Origin of the sequence: Maricaulis sp. W15, assembly GCF_001924955.1 — a bacterium.
In the GTDB taxonomy this organism is placed as follows: domain Bacteria; phylum Pseudomonadota; class Alphaproteobacteria; order Caulobacterales; family Maricaulaceae; genus Maricaulis; species Maricaulis maris.
The window spans coordinates 13,346-30,312 of sequence record NZ_LQXG01000008.1; the positions used below are offsets into that span (position 1 = coordinate 13,346).

General features: G+C 61.2%; 9 protein-coding genes. 6 read left to right on the forward strand and 3 right to left on the reverse strand.

Translation table 11 applies throughout. From position 1 onward, the window contains the following. Positions 1-264: 264 nt before the first annotated feature. Complete coding sequence (locus tag AWH62_RS05155; RefSeq protein WP_083635022.1) at positions 265-1,896, forward strand: alpha-glucosidase; 1,632 nt, start codon at positions 265-267, stop codon at positions 1,894-1,896. Positions 1,897-1,900: 4 nt separating this feature from the next. Here AWH62_RS05155 and AWH62_RS05160 read toward each other — a convergent pair whose 3' ends face one another. Further along, a complete protein-coding gene (locus AWH62_RS05160; RefSeq protein ID WP_075189434.1) occupies positions 1,901-2,914 on the reverse strand; it encodes a LacI family DNA-binding transcriptional regulator in 1,014 nt (337 codons plus the stop codon). Between the two features lie 270 nt (positions 2,915-3,184). Between AWH62_RS05160 and AWH62_RS05165 the strand changes: the two genes are divergently transcribed. After that, complete coding sequence (locus AWH62_RS05165) at positions 3,185-4,717, forward strand: MFS transporter (protein ID WP_075189429.1); 1,533 nt, start codon at positions 3,185-3,187, stop codon at positions 4,715-4,717. An 80-nt stretch (positions 4,718-4,797) separates the two neighbouring features. Here AWH62_RS05165 and AWH62_RS05170 read toward each other — a convergent pair whose 3' ends face one another. After that, positions 4,798-6,666 carry an alpha-amylase family glycosyl hydrolase gene (locus AWH62_RS05170; RefSeq protein ID WP_075189430.1) on the reverse strand — a complete coding sequence of 623 codons (1,869 nt, stop codon included), beginning with the start codon at positions 6,664-6,666 and terminating at the stop codon, positions 4,798-4,800. 144 nt (positions 6,667-6,810) lie between these two features. Between AWH62_RS05170 and AWH62_RS05175 the strand changes: the two genes are divergently transcribed. The 3 genes from AWH62_RS05175 to AWH62_RS05185 are packed head-to-tail and all read left to right on the forward strand — an operon-like array spanning position 6,811 to position 10,919. After that, positions 6,811-8,907, forward strand: a complete 2,097-nt coding sequence (locus AWH62_RS05175) for a glycoside hydrolase family 97 protein (RefSeq protein ID WP_083635023.1) — start codon at positions 6,811-6,813, stop codon at positions 8,905-8,907. A gap of 4 nt (positions 8,908-8,911) precedes the next feature. Continuing rightward, positions 8,912-9,898: an alpha/beta hydrolase gene (locus AWH62_RS05180; RefSeq protein WP_075189431.1), complete on the forward strand. Its 987-nt coding sequence runs from the start codon at positions 8,912-8,914 to the stop codon at positions 9,896-9,898. Continuing rightward, the gene (locus AWH62_RS05185) at positions 9,888-10,919 is read left to right on the forward strand and encodes a cupin-like domain-containing protein (RefSeq protein ID WP_075189432.1); all 1,032 of its coding nucleotides are present in this window, start codon (positions 9,888-9,890) and stop codon (positions 10,917-10,919) included. Before AWH62_RS05180 ends, AWH62_RS05185 begins: the two co-directional genes overlap by 11 nt. 6 nt (positions 10,920-10,925) lie before the next feature. Here the strand turns inward: AWH62_RS05185 and AWH62_RS05190 are convergent, their stop codons facing one another. After that, entirely contained in the window at positions 10,926-11,816 is an 891-nt protein-coding gene (locus AWH62_RS05190; protein ID WP_083635025.1) for an aldo/keto reductase family oxidoreductase, read from the reverse strand. A gap of 453 nt (positions 11,817-12,269) precedes the next feature. Here AWH62_RS05190 and AWH62_RS05195 point away from each other — a divergent pair. Next, positions 12,270-16,967: Ig-like domain-containing protein (locus AWH62_RS05195; RefSeq protein WP_158025569.1), on the forward strand; the 4,698-nt coding region annotated here is incomplete at its 3' end.

Below are 16,967 nucleotides of genomic sequence, written 5' to 3' on the forward strand. Positions count from 1 at the left end.
ATTGTCGCCGCCATTCCAGTGCAAATTAATGAAAATCAATCCAGACGGCAACTGGCAATATTGCGCTTTTTTGAATCCAGCGGTGATGTGATGCGAGAATGTTACACAGCGTCCATGTGCATTGTCGCGTTGAAAACTTGACGATTCCCGCGATCCCGCCAATTGACAAGATTGCCAATGGGATGCAATTTTTTGCAAAATTGCTAAAACATGCGATTGCAAGCATGGTGTGAAATCAGCGCCTTGGTGCGCGAGGAGGACTGAGTGGAGTTGGACGCGCAATCCGAGGAGCGGTCGCAGGACCAGCCGGCGTCTGAATGGTGGAAGGGCGCGGTGATCTATCAGATCTATCCGCGCAGCTTCTTCGATTCGAACAATGACGGAATCGGTGACCTGCCCGGCATTACTGCGCGACTCGAATACGTCGCCTCGCTTGGCGTTGATGCGATTTGGCTATCGCCCTTCTTTACCTCACCAATGCGGGACTTCGGCTATGACGTCGCCGATTATCGCGGCGTGGACCCGATTTTCGGGACGCTTGACGATTTCGATGTGTTGTTGGAGCGGGCGCACGCGCTGGGCTTGAAGGTCCTGATTGATCAGGTCTATTCCCACACATCCGAGGTCCATGCCTGGTTCCAGCAAAGCCGCTCGAGCCGCAGCAATGAGAAGGCCGACTGGTATGTCTGGGCCGACGCCAAGCCCGACGGTTCGCCCCCGAATAACTGGCAATCGGTCTTCGGTGGCCCGTCCTGGACCTGGGATGCGCGGCGCGGCCAGTACTACATGCACAATTTCCTGCCCGAGCAGCCGGACCTCAATGTCCACAATCCGGCCGTCCAGGAAGAATTGCTCGACACCATGAGGTTCTGGTTGGACCGCGGGGTCGACGGTATCCGTCTTGATGCCGTCAACTTCATGATGCATGACCCTGCGCTGCACGATAATCCGCCGATCAAGAATACCGGCACCCGCCGAACCCGACCGTTTGATTTTCAGCACCATTATTTCAACCAGTCTCACCCGGATATCCCTGCTTTCCTCGAGCGCATGCGCGTGCTCGCGGACAGTTATGAGGGGCGCTTTCTGGTCGCCGAAGTTGGCGGCGAGCGGGCGCAGGAAGAGATGGAGCTCTATACGCGTCGTCCCGGACGTCTCCATTCGGCCTACGGATTTCTCTATCTCTATGCAGAATCGCTTGACCCGGCCCTTGTCGGCTCGGCAGTCGATCTTTGGCCGTCAGACGGGGTGACCGGCTGGCCATCCTGGACATTCTCCAACCATGATGCGCCGCGCGCGGTGTCACGGTGGGCTGCCGAAGGCGATCGTGAATCCTTCGCGAACATGGCCTTGTTGTTGCTCGTCGCCATGCGTGGCAACGTCTTTATCTATCAGGGTGAAGAGCTTGGCTTGCCGCAGGCAATGGTGCCGTTCGACCGGCTCCAAGACCCTGAGGCGATCGCCAACTGGCCGCAAACGCTGGGGCGGGACGGCGCACGCACGCCGATGCCATGGACCCGTCGGGCTTGCCATGGCGGTTTCTCCGAGGTGGAGCCCTGGCTGCCCGTTGATGCCCGCCATTTTGATCTTGCAGTCGATGCACAGGAAGCAGACGCCGGCGCAACCTTGCATCTCGCTCGTCGCTTTGTACGGCTGCGGGAGCGCCATTCGGTGCTGCGCACTGGCGCAATGCGTATGGTCGAGACCGGCGTTGACGGGCTTCTGGCCTTCGAGCGAGGCTCTGGCGATCGGGTCATTTTTTGCGTCTTCAACCTGACCTGTGAACCGGTCAGCTGGGACATGCCTGCAGGCTGGAAAGTGATCGAACAGGTCAATGCCGCAGGCGGGGACGGGTGTCTTCCGGCCTATGCTGGTGTGCTCGCGCAACGCATCTGAAGTGTCAGCCGCCGCAGCTTTCACGAATGATCAGATCGGTGGCAAGTCGCTCCGAGCGGCGTGCTTGCGGGCCGCGGAAGTCGAGCAGTTTGGACAGCATCAGGCGCCCCGCAGCGACCATGTCCTGGTCGACCGTGGTCAGGGCCGGATGGGCGTAGCGGGCAAAGGACACATTGTCGTAGCCGACGACTGAAACATCATCCGGAACCGAGACCTTCGCGAGCTGCAGCGCCCTCAGGGCGCCGAATGCAAGGACGTCGCTGGCGGCGACGATCCCGTCAAACGGCACGCCATTCTTGATCAGTGCCTCGACCGAGGCTTCAGCAGACTCGATGTCGAAATGGGACGGGATGACCAGCGCGTCATCGGCCTGCAATCCGGCGGAGAGGAGGGCGTCACGATAACCGCGAAAGCGCTGCATCACTTCTGGCGCTTCGGACTGCCCCAGGAAGACGATCTTCTCCCGGCCAAGTCGGATCAGGTGTTGGGTGGCGCGGCGACCGCCGGTGACATTGTCGCTGCCAACCGAGCAATAGCGCTGTTCGGGCAGTTCAGCGCCCCAGACCACGAACCGCTTTTCGGTTTCGGCCAGACGGTTGAAGGCGCCGTGAAGGTTGGATTGACCGACAAAGATCACGCCCTCGGCGCGATGGGTCGTCATCGCCATGTGGAGATCGTCATAGCTGGCGGGAGCGACGTGCGAGATGTGGACGTCGCATTCGCGCTCACGGGCGGCATCGCCAACCCCGGTCAGGAGCTCGAAAAAGAACGGATCCGACAGGCGTGTGTCGCGACCTTGCGGGCGCGGGACCACGATCGAGATCGTGGCCTTGGCGCCGATAGGCCCGGCGGGCATATGGCGTCGGAAGGGATAGTCGAGCTCGCGCGCCAGCTTCCAGATTGCCTGCTTGGTGCGCATATTGACCGACGGGCTGTCATTGAGCGCGCGCGAGGCCGTGGAGACGGAAACGCCGGCGCGTTGCGCCAGATCTTCCAAGCGTGTCGGCTTCTTGCTCACGTCTTGATCCAACCCTCTCAAATCATTGGTGTCAGCAATGCACGCGTGCGGCAAAACTGGCAAGTTCATCGCTCCGGACCGTGCGGCCACGAGGATTTCCCATATTTGAAATCTTTTGCGCTTGTCTGGCAAGTTCGTGAACCGATCTACGCCATGTTTCTCCGGCTGTTTGGAATTTTTCTACATTTTTTTCAGGTAATTGCTTAGGGCTATCGACAAGCCTGTCAGACTGGATAAGGATGTGAAAAATTATGAAAAGGGGAGGCTGTCATGCAAAAACCGACACTCGGTTTCTGGCAGATCTGGAATATTTCCTTTGGGTTCTTCGGCATACAGATCGGGTTCGCGCTGCAGAACACGAATGTCAGCCGCATCTTCCAGACGCTCGGCGCGCCGATAGAGACGCTACCGCTTTTGTGGTTGGCGGCGCCGCTGACCGGCCTTCTGGTTCAACCGATCATTGGTTATTTCTCCGACCGCACCTGGACCGGCCTCGGGCGTCGACGCCCTTATTTCCTGGCTGGCGCGGTTTTCACGACGCTCGCCCTTTTGGTGATGCCTAATTCTCCCATGCTCTGGCTTGCCGCAATCATGCTGTGGTTGCTGGATGCGTCGATCAATATCTCGATGGAACCATTCCGTGCCTTTGTCGGTGACATGTTGCCCAGTCGTCAGCGCACGCAGGGCTTCGCCATGCAAACCATCTTTATTGGTGCCGGTGCGACCGTGGCGTCGGCAGCGACCTGGATACTTTCGGACGTGTTCGGTGTGTCGGATGTTGCGGCCGCGGGCGTTGTTCCGGACAATGTGAAGTATTCTTTCTATATCGGCGCCGTCGCACTGTTCGTGTCCGTCATGTGGACGGTCATCACGAGCCGCGAATATGCGCCGGACAAGCTGGCCGCCTATGACGAGGCCGAGCGTCAGTCGATGGGCTTGCCGCGCGATCCGGAGCGTCCGCCCCAGTCCAGCCGCCGCTATCTGGGCTCGGGCTTTGGCTATCTCGTGGCTGGCATTGTCGCGAGTGCGGCGGTCTATCGCTTCAATGGTGCCCAGGAGCTCTACGTCTTGACCGGCGGGGTGGCCGCGCTCGGGCTTGGATTCATCCTGCACACGGTTCTGCGGGCAATTGGCCAGACCGAAAACTTCTTCAGCCATGTCTTGGAAGACCTCAACACCATGCCGACGGTGATGAAGCGCCTGGCCTGGGTTCAATTCTTCTCCTGGGCCGCGCTTTTCATGATGTGGATCTATTCCACGCCGGCGGTGACCAGTTTTCATTTCGGGGCCACGGACCCCGGTTCGGAAGCCTATTCCGACGGGGCCAACTGGGTTGGTCTGTTGTTTGCCACCTATAACGGCATCGCTGCCATCTATGCCCTCTTGTTGCCGTTCATGGCGAAGCGTTTCAATCGCCGTGTGACGCATGCGATCAATCTTGTGATTGGCGGGGTCTCGCTGGCGAGCTTCTACTTCATCACTGACCCGACCCTGTTGTGGGTTTCGATGATTGGGGTCGGTATCGTCTGGGCCTCTATCCTGACCATGCCCTACGCTATCCTGTCCGATGCCCTGCCGGCCGATAAAATGGGGGTCTATATGGGGATTTTCAATTTCTTCATCGTCATTCCGCAAATCGTGGTCGGAAGCCTGATGGGGATCGCCCTGAGAATGCTCCTTGGCAATGAGCCGATTCACGCTTTTCTCGTGGCTGGCGTTTCGCTGGGGCTTGCGGCCGTGGCGGTTATCTTCGTGCCGGGGCGGCGCGTCGCAGTTGAAAGTAGCGCGGCGCCTGCCGAGTAGGCGTTTTCGCCCGAATGGATGCAAAAAGGGCCCCGGCGGAGATTTCCGCCGGGGCCCTTTTCATGACGGCTTCGACTGGGTTATTCGGCCAGACTGGCGCGGCAAATGACGTAGTCGAGCGGCGGAATGTTGAGGCTGAGGCTCCCCGGGGCGTCGCTGACCATGGGGCAGGTTCCCGCGAGGCTGTCCCAAGACGTGGCGCGGCCATCAACTTCAACGCGGATATCGCGGGCGTCGGTCTCGCCATTATAGGCGATCACATACTCCTCCCCGCTGTCGTAATCGACACGACTCATGACCAGCAGGCTGTCTTCATTGTCGGCGTGACGCACAATCTGGTCGCCGCGTCGCAGCGTGCGGTGAGTCTGCCGCAGGGCCGCCATCTCGGCGATCGCCTGGTAGAGTGGGTGCTCAGGATCGAAATTGCGGTCGGCGGTCGTGGCATCGGTGCCGATCAGGTCATTGTCATTGTATTCTGCGACCACACTCTCGAACATGTTTTCGCGCGCCAGCTGGTCGCCGCCATCGGACACAAAGCCCTGCTCGTCGCCATAATAGATGGTTGGCGTTCCGCGTGAGAAGAACATCAGCGCATTCGCGAGGCGCAGGCGGGCCAGCATCTCGCCATCGCTCATGTCGGGATGGGCTTCGCGCAGGAAGCCAGCGAGGCGCCCCATATCGTGATTGCCGAGGAAGGTCGGCAGGGTCGAGGCGGTGTCGAAGCCGCCTTCGAGAACATGGTCGATGCGGAAGAGTGACTGGAAGCGTTCGCCGGGTTCATTGCCGACAATAAAGCCGCGCGCCGTTCCCTGGAAGGCGAAGTCCAGATAGGCGGGCAGGCCGGCCTCGGTCGTGTAGCGGGCCAGCTGGCCGGCGTCGAATTCATAGACCTCGCCGAAAATGTGGAAGTGCTCGATGCCGAGCGAATGTGCGTGATCCAGGATCTCCTGGGAGAAGCGTACCCAGAATTCGGGCTGGACGTGCTTGGCTGTGTCGATGCGAAAGCCGTCGACCTCGAACTCGGTGATCCAGTCCTTGTAGATCTCGATCATGCCCTCGAGGACGCGAGGGTGTTCGGTGTTGAGATCATCCAGGCCGGAAAAATCGCCATAGAGCTCGCTCTCGCCAAACCAGAAGCTCTCCCCGCGATTATGATAGAGCGTCGCGTCATTCAGCCAGGCCGGTGTCCGGGTTGGTGCGCCGTCCGGCAGGTAGGGCGTGTAGGCCCAGTTCGGATCGGTCAGCCGGGCATAGTTTGCGGCCGTCTGGTTGATCGGGTCGTCGCCAACAAAGCCGTCATTGATGGGCGTGCCGTCGGGGCCGCCCTGCGTTGTCCACGGATAGTCACCAATCCGGCGGTAGGGGCATTGGCCCTGGGGGTCGATATAGAGTGCGGAGGTCGGGTCGTGGCACTCCCGATAGGCGAAGACGTCCGCTGTATGGTTGGTGATGATGTCCATATAGACACGCATGCCGCGGGCATGCGCCGCGTCAACAAAGGCGCGAAATTCCTCGCGAGACCCCAGATGGGCATCGGGCCGCGTGAAGTCGGTGATCCAGTAGCCGTGATAGGCCGAGGATTCCTGGCCGGGTCCGCCCTGAACCGCCTGGTTCTGGAAAATCGGTGTCAGCCAGATTGCGGTCATGCCCAGGCCCTGAATATAGTCCAGTTGCGCTGTCAGTCCGGCCAGGTCGCCGCCATGATAGAAGCCGCGCGCGGTCGGATCGAAACCGTGATCCAGGCGGTCACCCTCAAGGCCGCCCAGGTCGTTGGACGGGTCCGCATTCTCGAAACGGTCGGGCATCACGAAATAGATGATTTCGTCCGCCGGTGAGCGATCCGCTATTTCGATGCGCTCGGCACCACTTTCGGTTTGGCTGGCCGCACAGGCTGTCAGGCAGGTCGCCGCCAGCAGTCCGATCGTCAGTTTCGATATTTGCGAAGTCATGACAATGCGCCTCCCCGCGCGATATTCTTTTGTATGTATATGCTATCCTGATGTCATGTTGGGCGGCAAGGGCTTCGTGCTTCAAGAGAATTGCATAAATTTGCAAGATGTGGGCACACTGGGTGAAAATACCGGGAGGACATCATGATCGCACGTCAATCACGCGCCGCCATTCGGCTTGGCGCCGCCTTGCTGGCCCTGTCCGTGGTGGCGGTACCCGCCAGTCGGGCCGAGCCGGGGCCGGACAGCCCGATCGCGGGTGAGGTCATCGAGGCTCCGCTGGTTGTCACGTCGCCGGACGGACGCTTGAGCGCGGTCTTCTGGAGCGAAGGCGGTCTGCCGCGCTATCGTGTCCAGTTTGATGGCGAGGATGTGATTTCGCCGTCCATGCTCGGTCTGCGTTTCGCTGTCGCCGGCAATCTCGACACCCGGCTCTGGCCGGTCGACAGCGAGACAACAAGCGCCAATACGCAGTGGGAGTTGCCCTGGGGCGAGCGCCGGGTCGTTCATGATCAGCACAATGAGCTCCTGGTCAGCTATCGCCATGAGCGCGATGCCAGCCGCGGTTTCGACGTGCGCGTACGGGTCTTCGATGACGGGCTTGGCTTTCGCTATGAAGTGCCGGTCCCTGATGGCGAACATCGCGCCATTGTCGATGAAGTCACCAGCTTTGCCATGCCACAGGAAAGCGAGACCTGGTGGACGCCTGCCGGGGATTATAACCGCTATGAGTATGTCTACCGCACCACACCCCTGATCGACGTCGATACGGCGCACACGCCCTTCACGGCCCGGCTGCCCAATGAAGGCGTGCATATCGCGATCCACGAGGCGGCCCTGGTGGATTATTCCGGCATGCGGCTGGACCAGCAACGCGAAGGCGTTTTGACCGCCGAGCTCGCACCGGGTCCGGACGGGATCGCGGTCCACAAGGACGGATCGTTCACCACGCCATGGCGTACCATCCAGGTCGCCGAAGAGGCTGTCGGCCTGATCAACTCCGATCTCATCCTCAATCTCAATGAGCCCAATGTACTGGGTGATGTCAGCTGGGTTGAGCCGGGCAAATATATCGGCATCTGGTGGGGTATGCACATCAACACGATGACCTGGGGCTCTGGTCCCGAGCACGGTGCGACGACGGAGAATGCGATCGAGTATCTCGATTTCGCCGCCGAAAACGGCTTCGCGGGGGTACTGATCGAGGGCTGGAATATCGGCTGGGACGGCGACTGGTTCAATAATGGCGCCCTGTTCTCCTTTACGGAAAGCTATCCGGATTTCGACATTGAAGTGGTCACCGATCACGCCCGGACGCGCGGTGTTCGCCTTATCGGACACCACGAAACCTCGGGCCATCTGACCAATTACGAGACCCAAATGGAGGATGCGTTTGATCTCTATGAACGTCTCGGTGTCACCCAGGTGAAGACCGGCTATGTCGCTGATGCCGGCAATCTGCTCCGGATCGACGAGAATGGCGAAGAACGCCATGAATGGCATTACGGGCAGTATGCGGTGAACCATCATATCCGCGTGCTCGAGGCCGCGGCTGCCCGTCATATCTCCATCAATCCGCACGAGCCGGTGAAGGATACCGGCCTGCGCCGGACCTATCCGAACTGGATTTCCCGAGAGGGCGTGCGCGGTCAGGAATTCAACGCCTGGGGCAATCCGCCCAACCCGCCGGAGCACACCGCGATGCTGGCCTTTACCCGCATGCTGGCCGGACCTGCCGATTTCACACCGGGTATCTTTGATCTGACCTTCAACGGCCCTGACAGCCCCAATCGGGTGCAGACAACGCTGGCCCGCCAGCTGGCGCTTTACGTGGTGCTCTACAGCCCGATCCAGATGGCGGCCGACCTGCCGGAGAATTACACCGCCAATCCCGAGCCCTTCCAGTTTATCCGCGATGTGCCGACGGACTGGGAAGAGTCGATCGCCCTGCAAGGCGCGGTCGGGGACTTCATCGTTACCGTGCGCCAGGAGCGCGGTGGCGCTGACTGGTATCTCGGCGCTGCCACGGACGAGGAGGCCCGGACCCTGTCCGTGCCGCTCGATTTTCTCGAGGCGGGCCGTGCCTACGCCGCCGAGATCTATCGCGATGGTCCGGACGCCCATTGGCATGACAATCCCTATGATGTCCTGATCGAGACCCGTACAGTTGATGCGGACACGGTTCTGGATCTGCCGCTCGCGGCGGGCGGTGGTGCCGCCATTCGCTTTGTGGCGGAGTAACGGCATGCGCCTCCTCCTGACTCTTTTCGTCCTGGCCCTTGTCACACCGGGTCTGGCAGCTCAGCCGGTTGCCGGAACGGTGCTTCGTCTCGAGCCGATGGGCGCCGACGGGCTGGAAGCCCGTCCGATCTCGATCTATCTGCCGCCCGGCTATGCGGACGGTGAACAGGCCTATCCGGTGATCTACGCCATGGACGGGCAGAACCTGTTTGAGCCGGGCTATTCCTATGCCGGCGTCGAGTGGGGGCTGGACGAGACGATGGATCGCCTGATCGCCGAGGGGCGGATCCGGCCGGCCATCATTGTCGGAATCTGGAACACGTCGGCCCGGGCCCGTGAATATGCTCCACAAGCGGTGTTCGACCGCTTCGCGGCTTCGGCGCGGGCGCAAGCGCTGGAGAGCTGGGGAGGCGGGGTCGTGTCCGACGCCTTCCTGCGGTTCGTGGTCGAGGACATCAAGCCTCTGATCGACAGCCGCTACCGGACCCGCCCCGAGGGTGCGGACACCGCCCTGATGGGGTCGAGCATGGGCGGGCTGATCTCGTTATACGGGCTCACTCAATATCCCGACACCTTCGCGGCGGCGGCGGGCCTGTCCACCCATTGGCCGATCTTTGCCGACGCGTCTTTCCAGGACCCGCACATCGCCGACGCCTGGCGTGAGCAGGCCCTCGCGGCCTGGTCGGACTATCTGGAAGATGCGCGGCTCGACCCGGCCCGTCATCGCATCTGGCTCGATCATGGCACGATCAATCTGGACAACCTCTACCCAGTCTACCAGGTCACGATTGATGCCGTGATGGCGGAGCGAGGCTTTGATGATCGCGCCCATTATCGCTCAACCCGGTATGACGGCGCTGACCACAATGAGGCGGCGTGGAATGCCCGGCTTGCCGATCCGCTGGTCTTCCTGTTGGGTGTCGGACAAGCGGACGGGACGTCGTCGGCTGACCCGCAGGCAACGGACCGGACAAGCCGAGATGGTGGATGATGGATTTCCCGGAATAGCACCGGTTGCCGAGTTTGACGGCGTCGACCGGACGCGTTTCGAAGCGGAAATCCAGCCGGCGGGCGAGCCGGCCATCCTGCGCGGATTGGTCAAGGACTGGCCCTTGCTCAAGGCGTCCCGGCAAGGTGCCGGGGCGCTTGCCGACAGGCTGAAGCAGACAGCGCCGGACACTCCGGTCCGTACTTTCCGCCAGCCCCGTTCGGCGGGGACCCGCTTCTTCTACAATGAGGATTTCAGCGGTTTCACATTTGAGGTCGAAACGCCGCCGCTGGGGGTTTTGCTCGATACGCTTGTGTCCGGACAAGACGCGGCGGAACCGGATGCCCTGTTTGCTGGCGGCGTGCCGGTGCGCGAGGCCCTGGCCCCGATCGCCCGCGACAATCCAATGTCCTTGCTCGACCCCGCCGTTGAGCGCCTGACCTCCCTGTGGATCGGTAACCAGACACGCACCGCACCGCATTGGGACCTGCCGCAAAACCTGGCCTGCGTGGTATCCGGTCGGCGCCGTTTCCTGCTATTTCCGATCGAGCAGATTGCCAATCTCTATATCGGCCCGCTCGATGTGACGCTGGCCGGGCAGCCTGTCAGCCTGGTTGATCCGCGTCATCCGGATATCGACCGCTTTCCGCGCTTTGCCGAAGCCATGAAACAGGCCCGCATCGCTGAGCTGGGCCCGGGTGACGCGCTCTACATGCCGTCCATGCAGGTCCATTATGTCGAGACGCTCGACCCGTTCGGGATGATGATGAATTTCTGGTGGCGCGACGGGCCTGAGCATCTCGCGACGCCCTTCATGACCCTGCTGCACGGCCTGTTGACACTGCGTGGCATGCCGGCGCGTGAGCGACAGGCCTGGAAGCTCATTTTCGACCGCTATCTTTTCCAGGACGATGAAGATCCGATGGTGCATCTTCCGTCGACCGCACGTGGCCTGTTTGGCGATCCGACACCGGACAAGCTCGCACGTATCCGCGCTATTCTCGGGCGTTCGCTGAATCGCTGAACCGCGTCAGGGCACCCGGACACCGCGCCCCGCCTCAAGGATTTCATACCAGTCCTGCACGTCCATCTCGATGGCGCGCATCTCTTGCACCTGTCGTATCAAACGGTCCCGGCTGCCCGTTCCCAGGATCGGGATCGCGCCGAGCCGGCGCAGCCAGGCCAGGGCCAGTGCGTCGATGCCGGGACTGTCGGGGAGCCGCGCCTGCATGGCCTTCAAACAGGTGCGCACCCGTACCGACACCGCATCATCGGCGTTGAAAAGGCGCTGTCCGCCCAGCGGCGACCAGGCAAGGGCCGCCATGCCCAGTCGCCGGACGTGATCGAGCTGGCCATTGTCGAGCGGTGTTGTGTGAAACGGTGACAGCTCGATCTGATTGGCGGCGAGTGTCAGATTGCCGGCTGCGGTCAGCGTTTCGACCTGGTGGCACGAGAAATTGGAGACGCCACAGGCGGCAATCTTTCCGCTGCTGATCAGGCCTTCGAGTGCCCGGGCGGTTTCCTCGGCCTGCATGAGGTAGTCTGGTCGGTGCAGGAGGTAGAGGTCGATGCGCTCGACGCCCAGCCTCTCCAAGGAGGCCTCGGCCTGCTGCTGCAACCAGGCCGCATCGGCGCGATAATGATGCAGCCGCACGCCGGGTTGGCCGGGGGAGGCGAAGCGAACCCCACACTTGCTGATCACGCGAAGGCGCGACCGGTCACTGCTGGGGAGCGTTCGCGCGGCCGCACCATGCAGGGCTTCGACAGCGCCATCATCATAAATATCGGCATGATCAATCCAGGGGGTCCCCAGCTCCAGACAGGTCGCCAGCATGCGCGCAAACCCGTCAGTGCTGGCCGCGTCGCGGCTCCGGCGTGCACGCATTGCGCCCCAGATGGCCGGTGTGGTGTGGATGTCCATGAGGCGCTCCAAGGATTCGAATCAGGCGGTCAAGTTTCGCACAGAGCCGTGCCGACCTGTAGGCGCCACAAGCGTGCGGCATCGACACAATCCACGACGCGGCCCGCTTCTGGTGGAGCCGTGCCATCGCCCAGGCCAAATGGCGGCAACTCGCTACCTGAATTAGGGGCAATCCAAGGCTTTCGGGGCAATCCTTTTTTGTCCGACACCGTCCCGAGATGCGTTTCGACAAGAAATCCTTTGTTGGGTGGGAAATAGCCAAGCCGAAAGGCGATTTGACTTTTTTCTTTCAGGCTTTGGTTGTAGCTTGACGGTGCTTCGTTGGCGGCGGAATCCCAGATCGTCCGGGGTGTGCTGTGGTCAGGCGGGCGAATCGCCGGACCGCGTGGGGGGAATATGCGCAAAATTTTGGATATCGTTTCGTCATTCGGTTGGGCTGCACACGAGGCGCGGATGCCCCGTCGGGTAAAACGCGCCTCCGGCGCCACGCAATTGGTGGCGATGGTTGCCGCTGGTCTGGCGGGTGGCGTGCTGGTTGCGACGGATGCGACAGCGCAGTTTTTTGGGACCTACTCCTCCGCCAGTTACGAAACAGGCGAAGAGCCGCGTATCGATCCCGGCGAGAACGCAGCCATCACGCATATTATCTGGTCCAACGGGTCGGAGGTCCTGACGGATTTGACGTTCACCGTGGACTATGATGCGGCGATAACCGGTGCCCGACTCGACCTGGCATCGATCTCGACTTTTAATTGCGGTACGCCGACCGTTGCCTCGAACGGATTGGGCCTGGTCACCGTTACGGATGTTGATCCGAGCGGGCAGTGTTCCATCCGGTATTCGATCACGACGCCTGTCTCGACGGCATCGGGCGCCTATGCGGTTTCGCCAAGCAATATTACCGGTACCGGGTCTGTCTCCGGCGCAATTGATCATGACTGGGCGGATTTCAACATCGAGGTCGGTGTTGACAGCAGCGCGCCGGCGCCCGTGATCGCCGGGCCCGATGGCCCGGTGAATGCGGCCTTCAATGTCAGCATCAGTTTTGTCGAGTTGGGGTTGTATGCGGAGGAGATTGACGGTTTTTCAGTGTCCGATCTGAGCGTGACGAACGCGACCGTCGCCTTTGCGGATCTCGGCGGGGATGGCGGACAGTCGGGTGATGATGTTTCCTCGGTCACAATCGAGGTCACGCCCACAGGCGCCGGAACGCCGATTACCGTCGAGTTGCCAGCCGCGACTGTGGTCGACCAGTCGGGCAATGCAAATACCGGTTCAAATGTGTATAGCGTGGTCTACGACGTCGATGGTGATCCGCGAGACGATGTGGATTTCACGGCGGTCTTCGTCAGTAATCCGGTTGATGTGTCGGACCAGGCTACCCTGCGCTTCACACTGACCAACAATACGGACGACGATCTCACGCTCGGCTCCTTCGCTCTGGACATTGACGCAGCATCCGACACCGATTTTGTCGGCGTGCCGTCCATCGTGACGCCGTGTGGCGCAAGTTCTGTTGCGTCTTTCTTTAGCGCCGATCGCTATCTCCTGCTGTCTTCGATGGAAGTTCTGGCGGGTGCGAGTTGCAGTTTCGATCTGCTCATCGAGATCGACGATGCCTTGGCCGCGGGGAGTTATGGATTTAGCACAACCAGTCTGACCTATACGCTCGACGGCGTGAGCTACACGGATACGGGGGCGGCTGACACCCTGGCTGTTGATTTTGCCGAGGGCCTTGGTGGCACGATCGAATTCACCAAAACCTTCGCCGAAGCCCAGGTCGCGCCTGGTGACACAATAGATGTCGAGTTCGACATCGCTGCGACGGGCGCGTTCACGGTCACTGGCATCGCATTCACGGATGATCTCGACGCGATGTTGAGTGGCGCCGTCGCCACCGGTTTGCCGATGACGGATGTCTGTGGCGCCGGTTCGAGTCTTTCGGGCACGAGTGTCCTCTCCCTGACCGGGGGTAACCTTGCGTCGGAGGGGGCCTGTGCTTTCACGGTTACAATCAGCGTGCCAGCAGGCGCTACCGGCGGCACCTACACCAATACAACCGGCAATTTGACCGCGACCCGCTCGGATGATGGGGCCGTCACGATTGACCCCGCGTCCGACAGTTTTGATGTCAATGTGCCGGGCGGAACGCCGCCCAGTGTTACGATTTCGGGCGATACCACCGATCTGGGCGTGGCCTTCTCTCGTGATCTTGGGGTGCGCTTCGGCGAGCCGGTAACCGGCCTGGTTGCCGGTGATTTTGACCTGACCAATGCGACGTCGAGCGGGCTCTCGGGCTCAGGGTCCGACTGGACGCTGACGGTTACCCCGACCGGCGTCGGGGCGGTTGAGGTTTTCCTTCCGGCGGCAGTCGTTCAGGACGCCGAAGGCGATGACAATGCCGTGTCGAACGTCTTCGCATTCGATGCCGTTGCCGGTGATCCGGAGATCGATGTTCAGGGCAACTCCCTCTCGATTGCGGACGGTGATGTCACGCCCGGCCTGGCGGATCATACCCAGTTCGTGCCGACCGATGTGGCTGCGGGTATCACGTCGCGGACCTTCACCATCGAGAATACGGGTACGGATACGCTTACGATCACAAACGTGGCCCTGTCGGGAGCTGACGCAGCCGATTTCTCGATAACGTCAGCCGCAGCAGGCAGTTTGACGCCGGGTGCGACCACGACATTCACGATTCAGTTCGACCCATCAGTTGCCGCGTCGCGCAGTGCGACTGTCACGGTGACCAGCAATGACGCCGACGAGGCCAGCTATGATTTCGCGATCGCCGGTGTTGGTACGGCGCTGCCGGAAATTCGTCTCGCTGACGGAACCGACACCGTCAATATTGCCTTCGGCGACTCGACGCCATCGGTCGCTGATGGCACTGATTTCGGAAGTCTCGCCGTTGCCGGAGCCATGTCTTCGTCAAGCTTCACCATCCACAATGATGGTGGCGCGGCTCTGACGCTGGGCAGTGACGCCGTGTCGATTTCGGGGTCGGCCGATTTCACGGTGACAGTCCAGCCTTCGACCAGTGTCGCTGCCTCCGGTTCGACGACGTTCACAATTCAATTCGATCCGTCCGCGGCAGGCGATGTCAGCGCGACGGTTTCGATTGCGAACGATGACACGGATGAAGCCCCTTTCCTGTTCGGCATTGCGGGTACCGGCACTGATGACGTGCCGCCTGCCGGCCATACGGTTGCCTTTGATGCGGCACTCTACGGACCGGTCAGCTCGACAACGGCATCGTTTACGATCGACGACCCGGAGACGCTGACCGATTTCAGTTACACGATTTCGTCTGATGGTGGCGGCACGAATGTTACGGGTTCGGGAAGCATTCCTGTGCCAGGTGCCGGTGATCCGTCTGAATTCCAAGTCTCTGGAATTGACCTTTCCAGCCTCAATGGTGGCGCACTGACGGTGAGTGTCGTGCTCACGGATGCCGCCGGCAATGCCGCGACCGCGGTCACGAATACATCGACCCTGGATCTCACCGGGCCGACTCCGGTGATTTCGACCGGTTCAGCGGACCCTGTTTCAGGCGCGTTCACCGTTTCCGTTGATTTCGGCGAGACCGTCACCGGTTTCGTTGTCGGTGATATCAGCGTTGGTAATGGCGCATTGTCTGCCTTTTCCGACAATGGCGGTGGCGATTACTCCGCGACGTTGACCCCGGTGGCTGACGGTTCCGTTACCGTTGATGTCGCTGGCGGCGCTGCGCAGGATGCGGCAGGCAATGACAGTGCAGCGGCAACCCAGTTCACGATCGAAAATGACGAGACCGCGCCGACGGTCGCTTTGACGACTGGCTCGGCTGATCCGGTGTCGGGTGCCTTCACGATCACGGCGACCTTCTCGGAAGATGTGACCGGCTTTGCTGTCGGCGACTTCACGGTCGGCAATGGTGCGGCCTCCGGTTTCTCGGCGACCAGTGCGACGGTTTACACGGCGACCATTACCCCGGTGGCCAATGGCACCGTCACCGTTGATGTTGCTGGCGGCGCCGCTCAGGACGGTGCCGGCAATGGCAATACGGCGGCAACGCAGTTCACGATCGAAAATGACGAGACTGCGCCGACGGTCGCTCTGACGACCGGATCGGCTGATCCGGTGTCGGGTGCCTTCACGATCACGGCGACCTTCTCGGAAGACGTGACCGGCTTTGCTGTCGGCGACTTCACGGTCGGCAATGGTGCGGCTTCCAGTTTCTCGGCGACCAGCGCGACGGTTTATACTGCCACGATCACACCGACCGCTGATGGTACGGTGACGGTCGATGTTGCTGGCGGCGCTGCGCAGGATGCGGCAGGCAACGGCAATACGGCAGCGACCCAGTTCACGATCGAGAATGACGAAACAGGGCCGACGGTGGCGCTGACGACCGGATCGGCTGATCCGGTGTCGGGCACCTTCACGATCACGGCGACCTTCTCGGAAGACGTGACCGGCTTTGTTGTCGGCGACTTCACGGTCGGCAATGGTGCGGCTTCCAGTTTCTCGGCGACCAGCGCGACGGTTTATACCGCCACGATCACACCGACCGCTGATGGTACGGTGACGGTCGATGTTGCTGGCGGCGCTGCGCAGGATGCGGCAGGCAACGGCAATACGGCAGCGACCCAGTTCACGATCGAGAATGACGAAACAGGGCCGACGGTCGCTTTGACGACTGGCTCGGCTGATCCGGTGTCGGGTGCCTTCACGATCACGGCGACCTTCTCGGAAGATGTGACCGGCTTTGCTGTCGGCGACTTCACAGTCGGCAATGGTGCGGCCTCCGGTTTCTCGGCGACCAGTGCGACGGTTTACACGGCGACCATTACCCCGGTGGCCAATGGCACCGTCACCGTTGATGTCGCTGGCGGGGCCGCTCAGGACGGTGCCGGCAACGGCAATACGGCGGCAACACAGTTCACGATCGAAAATGACGAGACCGCGCCGACGGTCGCTCTGACGACCGGCTCGGCTGATCCGGTGTCGGGTGCCTTCACGATCACGGCGACCTTCTCGGAAGATGTGACGGGCTTTGCTGTCGGCGACTTCACGGTCGGCAATGGTGCGGCTTCCAGTTTCTCGGCGACCAGCGCGACGGTTTATACTGCCACGATCACACCGACCGCTGATGGTACGGTGACGGTC